Origin of the sequence: Chitinophaga terrae (ex Kim and Jung 2007) (assembly GCF_900107795.1) — a bacterium.
Taxonomy (GTDB): Bacteria; Bacteroidota; Bacteroidia; order Chitinophagales; family Chitinophagaceae; genus Chitinophaga; species Chitinophaga terrae.
Genome location: NZ_FNRL01000025.1, coordinates 60,825 through 80,376 on the forward strand (window position 1 = coordinate 60,825; position 19,552 = coordinate 80,376).

At 46.5% G+C, this 19,552-nt stretch carries 16 protein-coding genes; 6 read left to right on the forward strand and 10 right to left on the reverse strand.

Annotated elements, in window-relative coordinates; genetic code table 11:
* Positions 1 to 44: 44 nt before the first annotated feature.
* Together BLV62_RS21885 and BLV62_RS21890 are read left to right on the forward strand one after the other, a co-directional pair.
* Positions 45 to 2,573: a glycoside hydrolase family 95 protein gene (locus tag BLV62_RS21885; protein WP_168927944.1), complete on the forward strand. Its 2,529-nt coding sequence runs from the start codon at positions 45 to 47 to the stop codon at positions 2,571 to 2,573.
* 93 nt (positions 2,574 to 2,666) lie between these two features.
* Positions 2,667 to 2,903, forward strand: a complete 237-nt coding sequence (locus BLV62_RS21890) for a hypothetical protein (protein ID WP_139170345.1) — start codon at positions 2,667 to 2,669, stop codon at positions 2,901 to 2,903.
* Here BLV62_RS21890 and BLV62_RS21895 read toward each other — a convergent pair.
* Complete coding sequence (locus BLV62_RS21895; protein ID WP_089764310.1) at positions 2,900 to 4,198, reverse strand: tetratricopeptide repeat protein; 1,299 nt, start codon at positions 4,196 to 4,198, stop codon at positions 2,900 to 2,902. The two genes, BLV62_RS21890 and BLV62_RS21895, sit on opposite strands and share 4 nt — an antisense overlap.
* Before the next feature lie 161 nt (positions 4,199 to 4,359).
* Between BLV62_RS21895 and BLV62_RS21900 the strand changes: the two genes are divergently transcribed.
* Complete coding sequence (locus BLV62_RS21900) at positions 4,360 to 5,304, forward strand: FecR family protein (protein WP_089764311.1); 945 nt, start codon at positions 4,360 to 4,362, stop codon at positions 5,302 to 5,304.
* 5 nt (positions 5,305 to 5,309) lie between these two features.
* Here the strand turns inward: BLV62_RS21900 and BLV62_RS21905 are convergent, their stop codons facing one another.
* From BLV62_RS21905 to BLV62_RS21925, 4 genes are all read right to left on the reverse strand, one after another.
* Positions 5,310 to 5,780, reverse strand: coding sequence for a MarR family winged helix-turn-helix transcriptional regulator (locus tag BLV62_RS21905; RefSeq protein ID WP_089764313.1), 471 nt, complete (start codon positions 5,778 to 5,780; stop codon positions 5,310 to 5,312).
* Between the two features lie 442 nt (positions 5,781 to 6,222).
* Positions 6,223 to 7,398, reverse strand: coding sequence for a mannonate dehydratase (gene uxuA / locus BLV62_RS21915; protein ID WP_089764317.1), 1,176 nt, complete (start codon positions 7,396 to 7,398; stop codon positions 6,223 to 6,225).
* A gap of 92 nt (positions 7,399 to 7,490) precedes the next feature.
* Positions 7,491 to 8,810 (reverse strand): glycerate kinase type-2 family protein, encoded by a 1,320-nt coding sequence (locus BLV62_RS21920; protein WP_089764318.1) that lies wholly within the window; start codon positions 8,808 to 8,810, stop codon positions 7,491 to 7,493.
* A 20-nt stretch (positions 8,811 to 8,830) separates the two neighbouring features.
* Positions 8,831 to 9,259, reverse strand: a complete 429-nt coding sequence (locus tag BLV62_RS21925) for a hypothetical protein (protein WP_089764320.1) — start codon at positions 9,257 to 9,259, stop codon at positions 8,831 to 8,833.
* Between the two features lie 176 nt (positions 9,260 to 9,435).
* On the opposite strand from BLV62_RS21925, the gene BLV62_RS21930 reads away from it, so the two are divergent.
* Together BLV62_RS21930 and BLV62_RS21935 are read left to right on the forward strand one after the other, a co-directional pair.
* The gene (locus BLV62_RS21930) at positions 9,436 to 12,480 is read left to right on the forward strand and encodes an amidohydrolase family protein (protein WP_225889674.1); all 3,045 of its coding nucleotides are present in this window, start codon (positions 9,436 to 9,438) and stop codon (positions 12,478 to 12,480) included.
* 26 nt (positions 12,481 to 12,506) lie between these two features.
* A complete protein-coding gene (locus tag BLV62_RS21935) occupies positions 12,507 to 13,790 on the forward strand; it encodes an amidohydrolase family protein (protein WP_089764321.1) in 1,284 nt (427 codons plus the stop codon).
* A gap of 133 nt (positions 13,791 to 13,923) precedes the next feature.
* Here BLV62_RS21935 and tyrS read toward each other — a convergent pair whose 3' ends face one another.
* Positions 13,924 to 15,207, reverse strand: a complete 1,284-nt coding sequence (gene tyrS, locus BLV62_RS21940) for a tyrosine--tRNA ligase (RefSeq protein WP_089764323.1) — start codon at positions 15,205 to 15,207, stop codon at positions 13,924 to 13,926.
* A gap of 149 nt (positions 15,208 to 15,356) precedes the next feature.
* Here tyrS and BLV62_RS21945 point away from each other — a divergent pair, with 149 nt between their 5' ends.
* Positions 15,357 to 16,052 carry a TapB family protein gene (locus BLV62_RS21945; RefSeq protein ID WP_139170346.1) on the forward strand — a complete coding sequence of 232 codons (696 nt, stop codon included), beginning with the start codon at positions 15,357 to 15,359 and terminating at the stop codon, positions 16,050 to 16,052.
* A gap of 34 nt (positions 16,053 to 16,086) precedes the next feature.
* On the opposite strand, the gene rfbD is transcribed toward BLV62_RS21945, so the two are convergent.
* Genes rfbD through BLV62_RS21965 form a run of 4 tightly spaced genes read right to left on the reverse strand, consistent with a single transcriptional unit; the run spans position 16,087 to position 19,543 of the window.
* Entirely contained in the window at positions 16,087 to 16,950 is an 864-nt protein-coding gene (gene rfbD / locus BLV62_RS21950) for a dTDP-4-dehydrorhamnose reductase (protein ID WP_089764327.1), read from the reverse strand.
* A gap of 8 nt (positions 16,951 to 16,958) precedes the next feature.
* A complete protein-coding gene (rfbC, locus tag BLV62_RS21955) occupies positions 16,959 to 17,519 on the reverse strand; it encodes a dTDP-4-dehydrorhamnose 3,5-epimerase (RefSeq protein WP_089764329.1) in 561 nt (186 codons plus the stop codon).
* A 3-nt stretch (positions 17,520 to 17,522) separates the two neighbouring features.
* Positions 17,523 to 18,578 carry a dTDP-glucose 4,6-dehydratase gene (gene rfbB, locus BLV62_RS21960; RefSeq protein WP_089764330.1) on the reverse strand — a complete coding sequence of 352 codons (1,056 nt, stop codon included), beginning with the start codon at positions 18,576 to 18,578 and terminating at the stop codon, positions 17,523 to 17,525.
* Between the two features lie 14 nt (positions 18,579 to 18,592).
* Positions 18,593 to 19,543, reverse strand: coding sequence for a UDP-glucuronic acid decarboxylase family protein (locus BLV62_RS21965; protein ID WP_089764332.1), 951 nt, complete (start codon positions 19,541 to 19,543; stop codon positions 18,593 to 18,595).
* Positions 19,544 to 19,552 lie beyond the last annotated feature (9 nt).

Sequence of the window (19,552 nt, forward strand, 5' to 3'; positions counted from 1 at the left end):
TAAGATCGTGTAGCTGTAACCGTGGATCAGCAATTCTATTTCCAGTGGTCGTGGTCTTCCTATGCCTTACCATCAACAGCAATGCTTCAACGCCCGAAGATTCCCTGCTCAAACTCTGGTACCGGCAACCGGCCACGCAATGGGTAGAAGCGCTGCCCGTGGGAAATGGCCGGATAGGAGCCATGATCTATGGCGGTACTCAACAGGAAGAACTGCAGTTGAACGAAGGCTTCCTGTGGTCGGGTACGCCGCGGGAAGGTAATAATCCTGCTGCCGCTAACATGTTGCCCGGGATACGTCAGTTGCTGTTCAATGAACAATTTAAAGCTGCCGATTCTGTTGCCAGGAAAATGATGGGAACCTACAGCGCCCGCTACCTGACATTGGGCAGCTTATTCATTGCCAATCAATTGTTAGGAACGCCTACCTCTTATAAGCGATCCCTTGATCTCAACAGCGGGATTGCCCGCACTACGTTCACGGTCGATGGAGTAACCTACGAAAGGGAGATATTTTGCAGCTATCCCGACCAACTGCTGGTGATACGGCTAACCGCCAGTAACGGTACTTTGAACTTTTCTACCCGCTTCAATAATGCGATGCCCGGCGCCAGAACTGCTGTAACTAACCAGCACTGGATGTTGAAAGGGCGATGCCCCGAATATGTAGCTGCACGTGCTTCTGAACCCAGGCAGATCACGTACGGCAACAAAGGGATCAAATACGAAGTGCATATCCGGGCCAGCGTTGATAAAGGCAACCTAACTGCTGATACTTCCGGTTTTCATATCAGCAATGCAACAGAAGCCATACTGCTTCTTTCTGTAGGTACCAGCTTCGATAACGGGATGCCGGAGGGCAAAGATGAGCACCTGGCAGCCCTTGGCCCCTTACAGGCGAAGGACGATTACAGCATTTTAAAAACCAGGCACCTGCAGGATTATTCTTCCTTGTTCAACAGGGTAAGCCTGTCGCTGGGCGTCGATGCATCTGCTTTACAACCAACGGACCAACGCCTGAAAGCATATACCTTGGCCGGCGGAAATATTGATCCGCAGCTAACCACGCTTTTATACCAATATGGCAGGTACCTGATGATTGCCGGTTCCCGGAAGGGCGGTCCGGCAATGACACTGCAAGGGCTCTGGAATCGCGAAATGCAGCCGCCATGGGGCTCTAACTACACCATCAATATCAATACAGAAATGAATTATTGGCCTGCGGAATCGGCCAATTTATCTGAATGCGTTACGCCGTTATTCGATCTCCTGACGCGACTGGCAAAGAACGGCCAGGCAACAGCCCGGGTGAATTACGGCGCAAAAGGATGGGTAGCGCATCATAACACAGATATATGGGCCATGACAAATCCCGCGGGCGGGATAGATTTCAATGATCCCAGGGGGAACCCAACCTGGGCGATCTGGCCTATGGGCGGGGCCTGGCTGAGCAGGCATCTGTGGGAACATTATCGTTATACGGGTGATAAGGCGTTGCTTGCCAGCCACTATAAAATACTTAAAGGCGCCTGTGATTTCATGCTTGATTGGTTAATAAAAGACAAAGACGGGTACTTGGTTACAAGCCCTTCTACCAGTCCTGAGAATAATTTCAGGATAAATGGCAAAAAAGAAGGTTCCGTGAGCATTGCCTCAACTATGGATCTTTCCATCATCCGCGACCTGTTCAGCAACACGATGCAGGCAGCGGAGGTATTGAATACCGACGCAGTTTACGTTGCCCGCCTGAAGAAAGTATTGAACAAACTATACCCTTTTCATGCAGGGCGTTATGGGCAGTTGCAGGAATGGTACCAGGACTGGGATGAGGCAGATGATTCACACCGTCATGTTTCCCATCTTTATGGGTTATACCCCGGTACCTTTATAGGACCGAGAACCGACACCGTATTATCGGCTGCGGCTAAACGCAGTTTGCTGTTGAGGGGAGATGGGGGTACTGGTTGGTCTAAAGCCTGGAAAGTGAATTGGTGGGCCAGGCTGGAGGATGGCGACCATGCCTGGAAAATGCTGAACCAGCAGCTTTTCCTGGCCGGAAGCCAGGAGGTTAGCGTGGCCGATCATAGCGGTGGTTCCTATCCGAACCTGATGGATGCGCATCCGCCATTCCAGATCGATGGCAATTTCGGGGTAACTGCCGGGATCACTGAGATGTTGCTGCAAAGCCATAACGATGCGATCAGCCTGTTACCGGCCTTGCCGGGATCGTGGGCTGCGGGCGAAGTAAAAGGGCTGAAAGCCCGGGGCGGATTTGAGGTCGATATCCGATGGAAAGAACATAGGTTAGCTGCCGCAACGATCACCTCTGCATTAGGCGGCAACTGCCGGGTGCGTTCAGCTATTCCATTGTTGATCAATGGAAAACATATCCCGCCAGCGAAAGGAGCAAATAAAAGCCCGTTTTTCAGGTTGCCGGCAACCAGGGCATTTACAAAAATAAAAGATGCCTCCAAACTGCCGGAACTGGGACTGAAGCCCGTTTTTGACTATGATATTCCTACGGCGACAGGGGAGCGGATACGGCTGGAACCAGCTCCCGGTGCGGTTTTATAAAGTTTAAAATTTTTTAATATAAGGGAAGGGGAAATCCGGCCTAAAATGCGTAACTTGGTAAGTAACTATACACTATGTTTAAACTTTAGAGAAATGAGTTGGATGAATGATTTGTATGTTATTTACCAAAAGCTGGATGCCAACAGATGTGAAGAGGTAAAAAACAATATTTTAAAAGCCCAGATTGATGGCTGCGCAGACGGAAAAGCCTACTTCCTCGTACTGCAACAATTGGTTCATATTAAAACAGGTAAGGCGCCTGTTTACGAATTGATCAAAGGTGAAATTGAAAGCTTTATTCACCATAGCCGGGAACAATATCTTAACTAACGTTTGAGTTCTGCGATTAATTTCTGTGCTTTGATATAATTGGGAGCGCCGGGAGGTATTTTTAATAACCATTCCAGGCATTCCTGCTTGCGTCCTTCCTTCAGGTAGCTTAAGGCAAGATAAAAGGCTGCATCAAATTTAAGGTCGTTGCTGGTGTTATATACTACCTGCAGGTCTTTTCGTGCGGGGGCTTGCTGGTCAAGATCTATCAACGCCACACTACGGTAGAACCGTGCATATACGTTACCCGGATTTTTAGCCAGCGACTCATTCAGTAGCACTACTGCCTGTCTGAAATGGCCGTGGTTAAACTGGTAGATGGCAGTTTCGGGTAACCGGAGGCTGTCTACATCGGGTATCTGCATTTCTGTGGATGCAAACTGCCGGTAAATGTTTTTCCTCCAGGGGCTTACGTACAGCATCACTGCAATGGTAGCAGCAATCAACGCAACCAGTATTACATATCTTAAGATCGGGATGCCTGAATTATCTTTCAGGGTATACCAGGCGTTCCTGTGCATGTATAACAGATGTTGCAATTCGTCCCTGTCGGTATCTGGGCAGATCCGCTGGGCCAGCAACTGCCTGATATAGTTAAAGCGTTTAACCTGCTGGCCCAGTAATGGAGAGGTTTGAAGCCTGGCAGTAAATGCCTGCCGCTCAGCTTCTGTCAATTGCCCGTTCAAAAATCTGTCGGCATCCAGCAGATCGGTATCGGAAAGACTGGTAGCTTTCAGCTTGATATCTATGTCCCTGAACAGGCTCCTGTAACAGTCGGTTCTTCTTTCGGGCAGCTCGGTAACAGGAACATTGGTTTCCGCAGCCACATCTTCTTGCAGGCAATTCTCAACCAACGACCATCTCAGTATTTCCTTACATTCGTCAGACAGTGTCAGGTAATGCTGGTAAGCTATTCTCCTTTTCTCTCCCTCCTTCAATACATCTTCCACATCCTGTATATCATCCCGGCTGATGGTTGATAGTTCATCTGCTTCCAGGCCGGGTATGCGTTGTCCCCTGCGCTCCAGCTCCTGTTCCCAGGTTCTTTTGCACAGCAGTTGCAGAAATGGCTCAAAATCTGTGATTTTTAAAGGATGACGACGGGCGAAGTAGTAAATATCCATCAGCGATTCTTCAAAAATATAAGCCGCATCTTTGACAGTTCCGCTTTTCTGAAGAATAGACCGTTTCTCCTTGGAGGCAAACCTATGGTAGATCTGTTCTATTACAGCTGGGTTATGTTGAAGCAATCCCTCAATATATTCCTGGTCGTTATTCATTGGTTCAGGTGACATATAGATCGATTTTGCCTTGTTCGTCTGGAATAAAAATATTAAACCTTCCGCAAGTTGCCTAATTATTTATTCGTTCTCCCATTGCTATTTACAAAGGGAATGCCGTTAAAGTTGAGTATCTTGCTATGATTACCGCCAACGATTTTGTATAGAAAAGAAATATGTATCAACCGGAACCGGGGATAATAGAGCTGATATCTCAGTTTATTGAATCGCCGCACGATCCTGCATTGCGGGAACGGGTAGACGAACTGTGTGCCGCTGATCCGGATATTGCTGCATATACAGAAAGCCGGTTATTGGATTGGTTGCAAAAAGGAAGTGCTGTTGTTGCTGTGCCTACTGCCCCTGTAGCCCCTGTTGCCCAATCTGCCACCGAATCGAAACAAAAACTGGTCTGGGCAGCTGTATTAACAGCTGTCATTGCAGTGGGGCTGGCCATCTATTTTATGCTGCGCACCGGAACGCAGCTGCAGGTCTACAGGAATACCGGCAAACAATGTGTTACAATTCCCCTCATTAAGCCCAATAGCATCACTCTCAATAAAGGCGCTACGGTTGCCTACAATGATAAGCTAAAGGGGGATCCCGCGGTGAAGATGCTGGGAGGTGATATGTATATAGAAGTTGACAGGCCCCGTCCACTCACGATCCAGTTGGATGAGCAGACTGTCATGCTTACTAAAAAAGGTGCTTTTAACATTCACAAAAGTGCTGGCATAATACAGGTAGTGACAATAAAGGGATCAGCAACTGTTATCCAGGACGAGGTCAAGGAATGGCCTCTTAAACCTAAAATGCAGGTAAAACGGCAACCCCATCAGCAGATCATTCAAAGCAGCGTTAAAAGTTTGTCGGCATTGGCCTGGAAAACAGGAGTACTCAACTTTAAGGATATTCCTTTGTCTGAGGTGCTGGATGGTATTAATAGTTATCATAATGTCGATATTATCATACCTCCTTCCGCATCCCGTTTGAACAAAAGAATGATTACAGCAGATTTTACCGGTCTTTCGCTCACCGAGGTGATCAACCACCTGAGAAAAATATTGAAACTGCCCGTTGTGAAGGAGCGGCCTGGCAAGTTCTATATAACTCTTAAATAATGATCTTAAGATAGGTTCAACCCAACGGTAATGCTTTTCAGCAATGCTTTCAGGTGTTTCATTTCCTCTTCGCCTATGATAGCGGCATAGAAATCTGTTACCTCATCTACCACCTCGTAAACGGTGATCATGAATTTCTTTCCTTTATCCGTCAGGAAGATCAGGCTGGCGCGGTTGTCTGTATCATGTTTGCGGCTGCTGATATAATTGCCTGCTTCCAGGTTTTTTACCACTTTACTCATAGCCTGCTTGCTGATACGTGCTTTCCTGGCCAAATCGTTGTTGATAGTGCCGTGCGAATCAATGTTCACCAGCAATACCATATCGCCCAATTTGAAATCATTGTATCCACGTTCGCGGATCTTCTGAAGAATGCGGAGATCAATGTCCTTTTTGAATTGATTGATAAGACGGGCCAGACTATTAGACCTTTCGGCCATATACGCCTCGTACTTTGCGTCAATAGTTGCGCTCATTATGTTTGTAGGTTTAGTATATAAACGGATCCAATGTGACAATCCGATTGCAATGCTACAAAAAAGCTGCGAAATTTTGATGATTTCCTGTGGATGTTTCGCGCAGAGGCGCAAAATTTCACGCAAAGGAACAAAGAAGCAAAGACGCAAAGATTGTTTGATCGAAGCGAATATTAAGAAGCAAAGGAGTAAAGACTACTTTTGGGTAATCTTTACTCCTTTGCTTCCTTATTTAAAAAAACTTTGCGTCTTTGCTTCTTTGTTCCTTTGCGTGAAACTTCGCGCCTCTGCGCGAAAGAGCAGTGTCATTTGTACACGTAATCAGCCATTACGGTATTGGTTCAAATACATTTTCTGCCCGGGTGTAGCATCTCAGTCCGACGATGGTATTGCTTATCCCCACCTTAACTCGTTGTACGGACCTGATACTGGTAGTAGTCAGTCAATCAGAGCCTAAAGCCCCCGCTATACCCATTTCCAATCCCCTCAGCTCTGCCAGCCCGCGTAAACGGCCAATGGCGCTATAACCCGGATTGGTAAATTTATTCAGATCGTCTAACATCTGGTGACCATGATCCGGGCGCATTGGAATAGAAACATTGCGTCGTTTCATCGTCAGTAAAATATTCTTTACTACTGCAAACATGTTCACATCTCCCTCCAGGTGATTGGCTTCATAGAAGTTGCCCTGTGCATCTCTTTCTGTACTTCTCAGGTGCAGGAAATGTATATGGTCGCCCAGGCGTTCGATCATGCCTGGCAGGTCGTTATCCGGCCTAACGCCGTAAGACCCGGTGCAGAAGCACAGGCCATTGGATGTATATGGCGCTGCTACCAGCAACTCCCTCGCATCCTGTTCAGTGCTTACCACTCTTGGCAGCCCGAAAATAGGGAACGGAGGATCGTCCGGATGGATAGCCAGCTTTACGCCTACTTCCTCTGCCACAGGGGCAATCTGTTGCAGGAAGTAAAAGAGGTGCAACTTAAGCTGGGTCGCATCTATTCCTTTATATTTATCCAAAGCTTCCTGGAACTTTTGAAGCGTGAAGCTTTCTTCAGATCCCGGTAATCCCGCAATAATGTTCTTCTGAATAAGCGCTTTTTCTTCTTCAGCCATACCATCAAAGCGTTCTTTCGCCCTGGCTATTTCATCTTCTGTATAATCCTTTTCCGCGTTCGGCCTTTTCAGCATAAACAGGTCAAAGGCTACCAATGCCGCTTTTTCAAAGCGTAAAGCTTTGGAGCCGTCAGCTACCGTATAGGAAAGGTCTGTACGGGTCCAGTCGAGAACCGGCATGAAATTATACGTGACTACACGTATATCACAGGCCGCAAGATTCCTTAAAGTCTGCTGGTAATTTTGAATATATTCCTTGAAACGGCCACGTTGCGTTTTAATGTCTTCGTGTACAGGTACACTTTCCACAACCGACCAGGTAAGGCCTGCCGCTTCTATGATCGCTTTTCTTTTTAATATCTCCTCCTTCGTCCAAACCATTCCATTGGGTACATGGTGTAATGCTGTAACGATGCCTGTTGCGCCGGCCTGTTTAATATCCGACAAGCTAACAGGATCATTAGGGCCGTACCAACGCCATGTCTGTTCCATTCTCAGCATAATGCATATACGTTTAGTAAATCCTGAATTTACGGGTTAGAAACCCCAAAAATATAATCTATTGACACATATACAAACTTTGATTTCAAATTTTAAGGCTGCGGGGCTGTCAGCAGTACGATCATCAGGTCCATTACATTGGTAGTAGTGGGCCCTGTAACCAGTAACCCGCCTGCTTTTGAGAAGAATGTCCAGGCGTCGTGGTTCCGGAGATAATCAACAGCATTTATACCCGCTTCCTGCGCCCTGCTGAACGTAGAGGCATCTACGATAGCCCCTGCTGCATTGGTTGGGCCGTCGCTTCCATCTGTACCTCCGCTGAGGACAATGATGTTAGGATTGTTGCCGGCCAGGATGCCAGCCTTTAACGCTAATTGCTGGTTACGCCCACCTGTTCCATTCCCGGTTACCACTACCGTTGTTTCACCTCCCGCCAGCAAACAGGCGGGCAAAGGCCCTTTATAGGCCTTGGCGGTCTCTATCAGCCATGCGGCAACATCTTCCACGTTTCCTGTAACGGTGTTAGACAGCAGAACAGGATGATAACCCAGGCGAATGGCGCTGGCTTCTGCCGCAGCTAACGCAATGCTATTGGTGCCTGCAAGATAGTTATGCACGTGTGCCAGCTCCTGGCTTCCGGGTTTTGGAGTTTCCGGTATCTTACCTGCTGCCCCGTTTTGCAACCACTGAAGTAAAGCTGCGGGGATTTTGTCGCCCAGCCGGTACCGCCGGATGATCTCCAGGCTTTCGGCGAAGGTAGAAGGATCGGCTACTGTAGGCCCGGAGCCGATTATGCTCAGGTCGTCGCCTACTACATCGCTTAACGCCAACGTACATACGGTGGCAGGAGCCAGCAATCTTGCCAGTTGTCCTCCTTTGACAGCTGAAAGATGCTTCCTTACAATATTCATCTCCCGGATATCGGCCCCACTTTTCAGCAGCACTTCAAAGAGTTGCTGTACTTCTTCCAGCGAACTGCCGGGCGGAACATCGGCAAGCAACGCTGAAGCGCCGCCAGATAACAGGAGGAGCACAATATCGCGGGCGCCGACCTGCTTTGCGATCGCCTGCATTTTAACGGTAGCGGCTACACTGTTCTGATCGGGAACCGGGTGCCCGGCTTCCATTTGTTCCAGGTATTTTAATGGAACGGTGTGGCCGGTCTTGGTAACAATAAATCCTTGTATGGGGAACGAAGGCGTGAGTATTTGTTCTGCTTCCCTGGCCATGGCAGACGATGCCTTGCCTGCGCCTAATATCCATATCCGCGAGCCTGGCAATACCGGGTAGGTTGCTCCGGCAATAACAATACTTTGCCGATCCGGGGAAACAGTGATGTTGTTTTGCATGAGCTGTGCCGGGTGCACAGCTGCTACAGCGTCCAGGAATATCCTCTCTATATCTGAGATCATATTTTCAATGCTGCCTGAGATTACTGGTTTGCTTTACGCTGGCGTTTTTTCTCCATCTTGGCTTCCAGTTGCTCTTTCTTGTTCATTTCCCAATCATTCCATTTTTTAAACTGGGAAGCGGTGAGCACATTTTTAAAACGCTGACTACGTTCAGAATCAAGCGCTTTGAACTGGGTCATTCTTTCTTTTTTGCTGAGAGAAGTATTCTTTGTTACTGCATCCATGCGGCGCACAATATCCAGGTTGATAGCAAATATCTGCTTCTCCTGGTCTTTATTGAGGGCCAGTTTGTGAGCTATTTTGTCTGTGATTTTGTCGGCCCGGCCTTCAACAGTCCATCGTCCTCTCTCCACGGTGCTATCCTTCTGCGCATGGGCAGTTAAAACTAAGGTGCAAAAACAAGTTGCCAGGCAAAGTAATCGGGCAGCTTTAAACTTCATAGTCAGCATGTCAGTGAATTTAAACAAACTTAGGTGTAATCCAGATTCAAATTATCCCTTTTTCGTGTGAATCCAAAAACCTATTTACCATTCATAAAAAAATTGGCTTTTTGTTAAAAACAGCTTCAATGATTTGTTACTTTAGCCTATCAACTAAATCTGGACCCTCTAAATTAGAGACTTACATGAAAAAAGCTTCTGAGAAACCCGTGAAAGCCCTGCTGTCACGGTGTCTGGCCTATGCTATGAACCGGCGCCGCAGTAAACTGTTAGTGTTGGGACTATTAGCCTCGGCTACTTACGCCCAAGCCCAGGAAACCTTCCCCGTCAATGGGATAGCCGATCCGAGGGAAAAATGTTTCGCCTTTACCCATGCTACAATTGTTAAAGACCCGCAAACGGTATTGAACAATGCTACGTTGGTGATCAGGGATGGAAAGATCGTAGATGTTGGCCCTGCCGCCGCTATACCTAAAGATGCTGTGGTATTGGACTGTAAAGGAAAATACATTTACCCGTCGTTCGTTGATGCATTTAGCAGCTACGGACTTGCCGAACCCAAAAAAGGGGCTTCCGCATGGAATGCGCCCCCTCAGTTCCTATCCAACACGAAAGGGGCATATGGCTGGAACCAGGCCATTAAAAGTGAAGTGAACGCAGTTGATATCTTTGCTGTGGACGACGCTAAAGCTACTCCATTAAGGGAAGCCGGTTTTGGTACTGTACTCACCCAGCAGCAGGATGGTGTTGCCCGTGGTACTGCAGCTTTGGTTACATTGGCCGACGAAAGAGAAAATAAAGTGATCATACGCGAAAGAGCGGCAGCCGGCTACTCTTTCAATAAAGGAAGTTCCACCCAGAACTACCCCAACTCGCTGATGGGAGCTATCGCCCTTTTACGGCAAACATACCTGGATGCACAATGGTATAAGAACCAGGGCAGTAAAGAAGGGGTAAACCTGAGCCTGCAGGCATGGAATAATAACCAGCAGCTTCCCCAGATCTTTGAGGTAAGCGACAAGTGGGATGCACTGAGAGCAGATAAGATAGGAGATGAATTTGGTGTTCAGTACATCATTAAAGCAGGCGGCAACGAATACCAGCGTATTAACGAGATGGCAGCTACAAAAGCAACCTTCATCCTGCCGCTTAACTTCCCCGGCGCCCTGGATGTGGAAGATCCTAACGATGCCCGGTTAGTTTCCCTGGCCAGTATGAAGCATTGGGAAATGGCGCCATCACAACCAGCGGTCTTTGAAAAAGCCAATATTCCTTTTTGCCTTACCGCCGCAGAATTGTCAGATACCCGGCAGTTCCTGGCCAACGTACGCAAGGCTATCGAATACGGACTGTCTCCCGCCAAAGCGTTGGAAGCGTTAACTAAAACGCCGGCTACCCTCATTAAATCCTACGACCAGGTAGGAAGTCTGGACGCCGGTAAACTGGCTAACTTCCTCATTACATCCGGACCCATCTTCGAAGAAAAAACTATCCTGTATCAAAACTGGGTACAAGGTCATAAATACACGATAAAGGCTGATGGATGGAACGACGTTCGGGGGCAATACACCGTTTCGGTAACGCCTGGCGCAACATTCAATGTTGAAGTAAAAGGTAGTCCTGCCTCGCCTTCCATTGCCGTGATACAGGCAGATACCCTGGCAGGAAAGATAGACATTGATGGCAAACTGGTTACCCTTTCCCTGCCCCTGGCAAAAAATGCCAAAAGCAATCTGCGTCTTAGCGGGATGTTGGGAACCGGCGATTGGACAGGAACCGGCGTTGATACCAGCGGCAACCCTGTTAAATGGACCGCTAAATTCGTGAAAACATTACCTGAAAAGGCAGAAAACAAAAAATCAGCGACCCCGGTTTTAGGTGCGTTGTATTATCCATTCAATGGTTATGGTTGGGAGAAATTGCCTCAGCAACAGGATCTCCTTATCAAAAACGCTACGGTATGGACTAACGAAAAAGACGGCATACTGCAGCAAACGGATGTATTGATCCGCAACGGCAAGATCGCACAGATAGGTAAAAATTTATCCGGCGGCAATGCCAGGGTAATTGACGGAACAGGCAAACATTTGTCTGCCGGGATAATCGACGAACACTCGCATATTGCCATCAGTGCGGGTGTAAATGAGTCGTCGCAATCTGTAACTGCCGAAGTAAGGATTGCAGATGTAATAAATCCAGATGATGTTAATATTTACAGGCAGCTCAGCGGCGGCGTTACAGCGTCGCATCTGTTGCACGGAAGCGCTAACGCGATCGGCGGACAATCGCAATTGATCAAATTGCGTTGGGGACAATCGGCCGAAGGCCTGAAAGTTACCAACTGGGATCCGTTTATCAAATTCGCGCTGGGGGAAAATGTGAAGCAATCCAACTGGGGCGACCGCAATACTGTTCGCTTCCCTCAAACCAGGATGGGAGTGGAGCAGGTGTATGTAGATGCGTTCACACGGGCCAGGGAATACGAGAAGAAAGGTCCTAACAGGCGCAGAGACCTGGAATTGGATGCGTTAAGTGAAATACTGAACCACAAGCGGTTCATCACCTGTCACTCTTATGTACAGAGTGAAATTAACATGTTAATGCATGTAGCAGACAGTTTCCATTTCAGGGTAAATACATTTACACATATACTAGAAGGGTATAAGGTAGCTGATAAGATGAAAGCGCATGGCGCAGGCGCCGGTACGTTTGCCGACTGGTGGGCATACAAAATGGAGGTACAGGATGCAATTCCTTACAATGCGGCGATCATGCAAAAAGTGGGGGTGGTTACAGCTATCAACTCTGATGATGCGGAGATGGCCCGCCGTTTAAACCAGGAAGCAGCTAAAACAGTGAAATATGGAGGTTTGAGCGAGGAGGATGCGTTGAAGCTGGTGACCTTGAATCCAGCCAGGTTGCTGCATGTGGATAACCGCATGGGTAGTATTAAAGTAGGTAAGGATGCAGATGTGGTGTTATGGACAGATAACCCATTGAGCATTTACGCCAAAGCCGCAGTGACCATTGTGGACGGGATCGTGGAGTTTGACAGGGAAACCGACCTGCAGTTACGCAGCCGCATTGCCAGCGAACGTAACCGCCTGATCCAGCTGATGCTGGCGGAAAAGAAGAAAGGTTCGCCGGTTAAAAAGGCAACCTATGTGCCGGATGAGATCTACCATTGCGAAGATCTCCAGGGAGGCCATCAGCAGGGAATAGTTTATTAACCAAAGTATTTGCAAAGCTTAGCGCTATGAAAAAGAAATTTATAATGTTCGGCCTGGCCATGTGGTTGCATTCAGCCTATGCACAGGAAACTATATCACCGGCAGGTCCTCAGCAGAAGCCTGTCTTTTTGACCAATGCTGTTATTCACGTAGGTAACGGCCAGGTTATAGAAAAAGGTACAATCACTTTTGATAAAGGAAAGATCACTGCTGTTGGAACTTCTGTTGCTGCGGCGCCGGCTGATGCAACGGTGGTTGATCTGAAAGGACAGCATGTATATCCAGGAATTATCGTTCCGGATTCTGACCTGGGATTGATAGAATTTGAAAGTGTAAGGGCCACCATAGATGTTCGGGAAGTAGGGGAGATAAATCCTTCCGTGAGATCATTGATCGCTTACAACACTGATTCCAAAGTGATCAACACGCTTCGTTCCAATGGTATTTTACTTGCTCAGGTAACGCCCCAAGGCGGCATTATCAGCGGTACTTCTTCGGTTGTACAGTTAGACGCCTGGAACTGGGAGGATGCCGCCTACAAAGTAGATAACGGCCTGCATTTCTTTATTCCCCGCCAGAATACAGGCGGGCGGAGGGGGCCCAATGGAGGCGATGCACCAAAAACAGCGCTCGACCAGGTAGAGGGAGTACGTGCGTTTTTCCGGGAGGCTAAAGCATACCTCCAGGAAGCTAAGCATACTGCCACCAACCTGAAATTCGAGGCTATGCGCCCTCTCTTTAAAAAGGAGCAGAAACTATTCGTGCACTGCGACCTGGTAAAAGAAATGCTGGTAGCTATTGATTTCGCAAAGGAATTCGACCTGGATGTAACCATTGTGGGGGGAGCAGATTCCTGGCAAATCGCCGACCTGCTGAAACAATCCAACATTTCTGTGATCCTTACTCAACCTCATAGTCTACCCATCATGCAGGACGATGATGTTGATCAGCCATACAAAACAGCGGCGCAGTTGCAAAAGGCAGGTGTACTTTTCTGTTTGAGCAATGAAGGTTTCTGGCAGCAAAGGAACCTTGGCTTTGAAGCTGGTACCGCCGCAGCTTATGGACTTACAAAGGAAGAAGCTTTATCTGCCGTTACCATTAACGCTGCCAAGATCCTGGGTATAGACAAAATGACCGGTACGCTGGAAGTAGGTAAGGATGCGAATATAGCTGTCAGTACGGGAGATATGTTGGATATGAAATCCAGCGTTATTACCCAGGCATTTATCCAGGGCCGGGAAATCAACCTGGATAATAAACAGAAACAACTTTCAGAAAAGTATATAAAGAAGTATGGATTGCAATAATGGGTGAATAAGTATATAAGGATAAGGTTGTATCGGAAGATGCAACCTTATTCATTTTTTAAAACTAAACGAGGTTACCCGCCAAGGTAACCTCGTTTAGTAATTATGCCTCTTCAATAGAAGCAATATTGGATTATACCGTTTTTACCAGGTAATAATTAGTCTTGCCTTTCTGTACCAGAAGATATTTACCATTCAGGAGATCCACTGATGATATCACCTGGTCAATGCCTGTAGCTTTTTTCTTGTTAATGCTCACACCTCCGCCCTGAACGGTTTTACGGGCTTCTCCTTTGCTGGGGAAGATACCTGATTCGGCTAAGAGACTAACGATATCTTTCCCTGCCTGCAGGTCGGCAGCCGCTATTTCGTGTTGAGGCACCCCGTTCATCACATCCAGCAACTGATCTTCTGATAGGGAAGCCAGTACTTCTGCCGTGTTGTTATTGAAAAGGATGGAAGAGGCTTTTACCGCGAATTCATAATTCTCCCGTCCGTGTATAAACGTAGTTACTTCTTCGGCCAGCCTTTTCTGAAGTATCCTTAAGTGCGGGGCTTCTTTATGTTGTGCGATCAGGCTATCGATCTCCTCTTTGCCAAGGAAAGTAAAGATCTTGATATAGCTTTCGGCATCCGCATCGCTGGTGTTGAACCAGAATTGGTAGAACATATAAGGGGATGTACGTTTAGCGTCGAGCCAAACGGTGCCCTGTTCAGTTTTACCGAATTTTGTTCCATCAGCTTTTTTGATCAGCGGGCAGGTAAATGCGAAGGCTTCGCCACCAGCTTTACGACGGATCAGCTCTGTTCCGGTAACAATGTTACCCCATTGGTCGGAACCGCCCATCTGCAGTTTACAGTTCTTAGTTGTATAAAGATGATAGAAGTCGTAGCCCTGGATTAACTGGTAGGTAAACTCAGTAAATGACATTCCGTTATCTCCTTCCAGCCTTTTCTTCACCGAGTCTTTTGCCATCATGTAGTTAACAGTGATGTGTTTGCCGGTGTCTCTGATAAAGTCCAGGAAGGAAATATGCTGAAACCAGTCGAAGTTATTTACCATTTCGGCTGCATTGGGCTTTGCCGGGTCGAAGTCCAGGAAGCTTTCCAATTGCGCGCGGATACCGGCTACGTTTTTAGCCAGGGTATCGAGGTCTAACATTTTTCTTTCTTCTGCCTTAAACGATGGATCGCCTACCATCCCGGTAGCGCCACCCACTAATGCTAGGGGTTTATGCCCTGCCTTTTGCAGGTGCACCAGCAACAGGATAGGCACCAGGCTACCTATATGCAGCGATTCAGCAGTCGGATCAAAACCAATGTAAGCACTGGTCATTTCCTTTTGTAATTGCTCTTCCGTGCCAGGCATCATATCCTGAAGCATACCCCGCCAACGCAGTTCTTCTATCAGATTCATGATTTTTTATTCAATTTTTGCAAACCTACAAAAATAAACAGGAATAACTGATTTTATGGAAGGCTTCGTCATATATTAGAATATCTATGTACATTTACGACGGAAACCCATTGTTTATTATTGTTTTGTTCACCCCAGAAACTGCGTTTATGAAAAGGCTTCTGTTCTTGCTGTTAACCGCATGTTGTGTTTTCCCTTTACAAGCCCAGAAATGTAGCGGCTACTACTACCTGCGGAACAATGCCGAAATTGAAATGACCATTTATGATGCTAGAGACAATGCGAGCGGGAAAACTGTGTATAAAATTACCAGTGTCCGGAGCGCCGGCGACAGTACTATCTCCGATTTTACCAATACCTATTACGACGAAAATGAACAGGCTCTCACAACCGGGCAAGGGCATTTTAGCTGTTATGGCGCCGGTGTCATTGTGGATATGAAAATGAGTATCCCTACTCTAAAGCAGTTTAAGGAAGTTCAGATGGAGGCGCGTTCGAACAAGGCCTACCTCGATTATCCCGCCGATATGCAGGTAGGGCAGGAGCTCAAAGCCGGGCGGTATGAAATGGTAGGGAAAATGGATGGTATGGACGTTGGCGTCAGCTACAGCGTGAACAACCGGAGAGTATCAGGTAAGGAGAAGATTACAACGCCGGCCGGTACCTGGAATTGCTATAGGATTGTTTATGATATAGATTTTGAGATGAGGATGATGGGAACGGGAATTCCTATACAATTCAGTGCAGTAGAATGGTTTGCGCCTGGATTCGGTACTGTTAAATCTGTTTCCATGAAAGATGGGAAGCTGGTAGGAGGAACAGAGATAACGTCAGTAAAAAACTAAAAAGAGCGAAATTTCTTCGCTCTTTTTAATTGTGTTATTTTGCCAGTAACTTACTCAGGCTATCTTTCCAGTATGGGATCTGGATGCCGAAAGTAGTCTTGATCTTTTCTTTATTCAGTACACTGTAAGCAGGTCTTTTAGCTGCTGTTTTATACTTATCTGACGTTACGGGAGTTATGGTAGTGGTAGCCCCTGTGAGTTCTTTGATCGTAACGGCAAAGTCGTACCAGCTTGTAACCCCTTCGTTGCTGTAATGGTAGATGCCTCCTATTTCGGTATCAGGATTTGCAAACCTGAATGTAAGTATATCCAGTATTGCTTTTGCCAGATCGCCTGCATAGGTAGGAGTACCTGTCTGATCAAATACGACAGTCAATTCTTGTCTTTCCTGCATTAATTCTTTCATTCTCTTTACGAAATTCATAGCAAATTCAGAATATAACCAGGATGTCCGGATAACGATGGTAGAAGGGTTGTAGCCGAGTGCGGCAGCTTCCCCTCTGACTTTGGATGCGCCGTAGATAGACTCAGGATCGGTATCGTCCTGTTCTGAATACGGAACATTTTGTTTACCGCTGAAAACATAATCAGTGGAAATATGCACCAGTTGGGCATTATAGCGGGCGCAAACTTCGGCCAGCGACAAAACAGCCTGGAAGTTGAGCAAAAATGCTTTGTCCTCATCCGATTCTGCTTTGTCAACCGCTGTGTAAGCTGCACAATTTATACAGGCATCAATCTGTTGACCTGCAAAATATGCATCCAGAGCCGCGGCATCCGTAATATCCAGGTCTTCATAATCGGTAAATAGAAGATTGAATTCTGGATAGTTGCCAGCTAATTGTTTGAGTGACTGTCCAAGTTGTCCATTCGCCCCGGTAACAAGAATATTCTTCATAGTTTAGATCAGCTGTTAAATACAAAATTATGGTTAATGTCTGCCAGTTTGGGAAGTACCAGGTCTTTTTCTGATACAATGGCATCTTTCAGATCTATTCCCCAGTTAATTTCCAGGGCAGGATCATTGTAGATAATACCGCCTTCGCTGGCTTTATGATAGAAGTTATCACATTTATACATCACTTCTGCAGTTTCACTGATTACGGCGTAACCATGCGCAAAACCTTTAGGAACCAGCAACTGCAGTTTGTTCTCTGCACTTAACTCTATGGCAAAAGATTTTCCATAGGTTGGAGATCCTTTACGGATATCAACAACGGCGTCAATGATCCGGCCTTCCAGTACCCGAACAAGTTTGGTTTGTGCATAAGGCTCCAGTTGGTAATGCAAGCCTCTTAAAACCCCGTAGGTAGATCTTGCCTGGTTGTCCTGAACAAAATTGTATTCGATTCCGGCTTCTCTGAAAGTGTTGGCATTGTAACTCTCGAAAAAGTAACCTCTGTGATCGCCGAATACTTTCGGTTCGTAGACAAGCAGACCAGGTATTCCTGTTTGCTGAAAAGGCATGAATTATCTGCTTTGATATTGTTCGTTGTAATATTGTTGATAAGCTCCGCTGGTGACGTGATTCAGCCACTCTTCATTCTGCAGGTACCAATCCACAGTCTTTTCCAATCCTTCTTCAAACTGGAGGGACGGAGACCAACCCAATTCTTTGTTCAACTTGGTCGCATCAATCGCGTAACGCAGATCGTGTCCGGCCCTGTCTTTCACAAAGGTGATCAATTGTGCAGAGGTGCCAGGAGCACGGTTCAGCTTTTTATCCATTATTTGGCAAAGGAGCTGAATCAAATCAATGTTCTTCCACTCGTTAAAGCCACCAATGTTGTACTTCTCGCCAATCTTACCGTTATGGAAAATAGTGTCTATCGCCCTGGCATGATCTTCTACAAACAACCAGTCTCTCACATTTTCGCCTTTTCCATAAACCGGAACCGGTTTGTTGTTTTTGATATTGTGGATTGCCAAAGGAATCAGCTTTTCAGGAAAATGGTGCGAACCGTAGTTGTTAGAACAGTTCGACAAGATTACCGGCATATGATAAGTATGATGGTAGGCCATTACGAAGTGGTCTGAACTTGCTTTGGAAGCCGAATATGGAGACCTTGGATCATAAGCTGTAGTTTCAACAAAGAAACCCTCCTCTCCTAATGAACCATACACTTCATCGGTAGAAACATGGTAGAATAATTTTCCTTCCATTTCTCCCTGCCAGTGCTTTTTTGCATTATTCAGCAATACGGCTGTACCCAGGACATTTGTTTTGATGAAAGCCAATGGGTCCATGATAGACCTGTCTACATGGCTTTCAGCAGCGAGGTGGATCACGCCGTCAAATTTATATTTAGTGAAAAGGTTATCTACAGTTTCATCATCTGTAATATCTCCTTTTTCAAATACGTAATTAGGCTTATCTTGAATATCTGTGAGATTTTCCAGATTTCCGGCGTATGTGAGAGCATCCAGATTTACGATATCGTAAGATGGATATTTATTAACAAATAATCTTACGACGTGTGACCCGATGAAGCCTGCGCCTCCTGTTATCAAGAGCTTTCTTTTCATTAAAAAAAATAAATTTAGCTGTTGCTTAATAATGCTTTTTTAAAATATTCGTATGTGATCTTCAAGCCTTCCTGGCGGCTTACTTTAGGCTCCCAACCCAACAATGTACGTGCTTTGGTAATATCCGGCTGCCGTTGTTTAGGATCATCTTTTGGCAGCGGATGATATACGATCTTCTGCTTAGTTCCTGTCAATGCAATGATTTCCTCTGCAAACTGGTTTAATGTTATTTCCTGCGGATTGCCAATGTTAACCGGCAGGTGATAGTCTGATAAGAGCAGGCGGTAGATGCCTTCTACCAGGTCGTCTACATAACAGAACGAACGGGTTTGAAGTCCGTCGCCAAACACCGTCAGATCCTGGCCGTTTAATGCCTGGCTCATGAACGCAGGTAATGCCCTTCCATCGTTGAGCCGCATTCTTGGCCCATAGGTGTTGAAGATGCGCACAATGCGGGTTTCCACTCCATGGAAATTGTGATAAGCCATGGTAATAGATTCCAGGAATCGTTTTGCTTCGTCATATACGCCTCTTGGGCCAACAGGGTTCACATTGCCCCAATATTCTTCTGTTTGCGGATGAACAGTAGGATCACCATAGACCTCTGAAGTAGAAGCTACCAGTATCCTTGCTTTTTTCTCTTTTGCCAGACCTAACAGGTTATGCGTACCTAATGAACCAACCTTTAAGGTTTGTATAGGCATTTTAAGATAATCTATCGGGCTCGCAGGGGAAGCAAAGTTCAGGATGTAATCCAGCTTGCCGGGTACATGCACAAACTTCGTTACATCATGATTGTAATATTCGAAGTTTGGAAGAGGGAAAAGGTGTTCAATATTCTTGATATTGCCGGTCAGGAGGTTATCCATGGCAATAACATGAAAACCCTCTTTTATAAATCTGTCGCAGAGGTGGGAGCCTAAGAACCCGGCGCCCCCTGCTATCAATACTCTTTTTTGTTCCATAAGTGTACC

What these genes read in the sequence shown, in the direction of transcription:
- BLV62_RS21890 (WP_139170345.1), top strand. Translation starts at nt 2,667, where the DNA reads ATGAGTTGGATGAATGATTTGTATGTTATTTACCAAAAGCTGGATGCC.
- BLV62_RS21895 (WP_089764310.1), bottom strand. Translation starts at nt 4,198, where the DNA reads ATGTCACCTGAACCAATGAATAACGACCAGGAATATATTGAGGGATTG.
- BLV62_RS21900 (WP_089764311.1), top strand. Translation starts at nt 4,360, where the DNA reads ATGTATCAACCGGAACCGGGGATAATAGAGCTGATATCTCAGTTTATT.
- BLV62_RS21905 (WP_089764313.1), bottom strand. Translation starts at nt 5,780, where the DNA reads ATGAGCGCAACTATTGACGCAAAGTACGAGGCGTATATGGCCGAAAGG.
- uxuA (WP_089764317.1), bottom strand. Translation starts at nt 7,398, where the DNA reads ATGCTGAGAATGGAACAGACATGGCGTTGGTACGGCCCTAATGATCCT.
- BLV62_RS21920 (WP_089764318.1), bottom strand. Translation starts at nt 8,810, where the DNA reads ATGATCTCAGATATAGAGAGGATATTCCTGGACGCTGTAGCAGCTGTG.
- BLV62_RS21925 (WP_089764320.1), bottom strand. Translation starts at nt 9,259, where the DNA reads ATGCTGACTATGAAGTTTAAAGCTGCCCGATTACTTTGCCTGGCAACT.
- BLV62_RS21930 (WP_225889674.1), top strand. Translation starts at nt 9,436, where the DNA reads ATGAAAAAAGCTTCTGAGAAACCCGTGAAAGCCCTGCTGTCACGGTGT.
- BLV62_RS21935 (WP_089764321.1), top strand. Translation starts at nt 12,507, where the DNA reads ATGAAAAAGAAATTTATAATGTTCGGCCTGGCCATGTGGTTGCATTCA.
- tyrS (WP_089764323.1), bottom strand. Translation starts at nt 15,207, where the DNA reads ATGAATCTGATAGAAGAACTGCGTTGGCGGGGTATGCTTCAGGATATG.
- BLV62_RS21945 (WP_139170346.1), top strand. Translation starts at nt 15,357, where the DNA reads ATGAAAAGGCTTCTGTTCTTGCTGTTAACCGCATGTTGTGTTTTCCCT.
- rfbD (WP_089764327.1), bottom strand. Translation starts at nt 16,950, where the DNA reads ATGAAGAATATTCTTGTTACCGGGGCGAATGGACAACTTGGACAGTCA.
- rfbC (WP_089764329.1), bottom strand. Translation starts at nt 17,519, where the DNA reads ATGCCTTTTCAGCAAACAGGAATACCTGGTCTGCTTGTCTACGAACCG.
- rfbB (WP_089764330.1), bottom strand. Translation starts at nt 18,578, where the DNA reads ATGAAAAGAAAGCTCTTGATAACAGGAGGCGCAGGCTTCATCGGGTCA.
- BLV62_RS21965 (WP_089764332.1), bottom strand. Translation starts at nt 19,543, where the DNA reads ATGGAACAAAAAAGAGTATTGATAGCAGGGGGCGCCGGGTTCTTAGGC.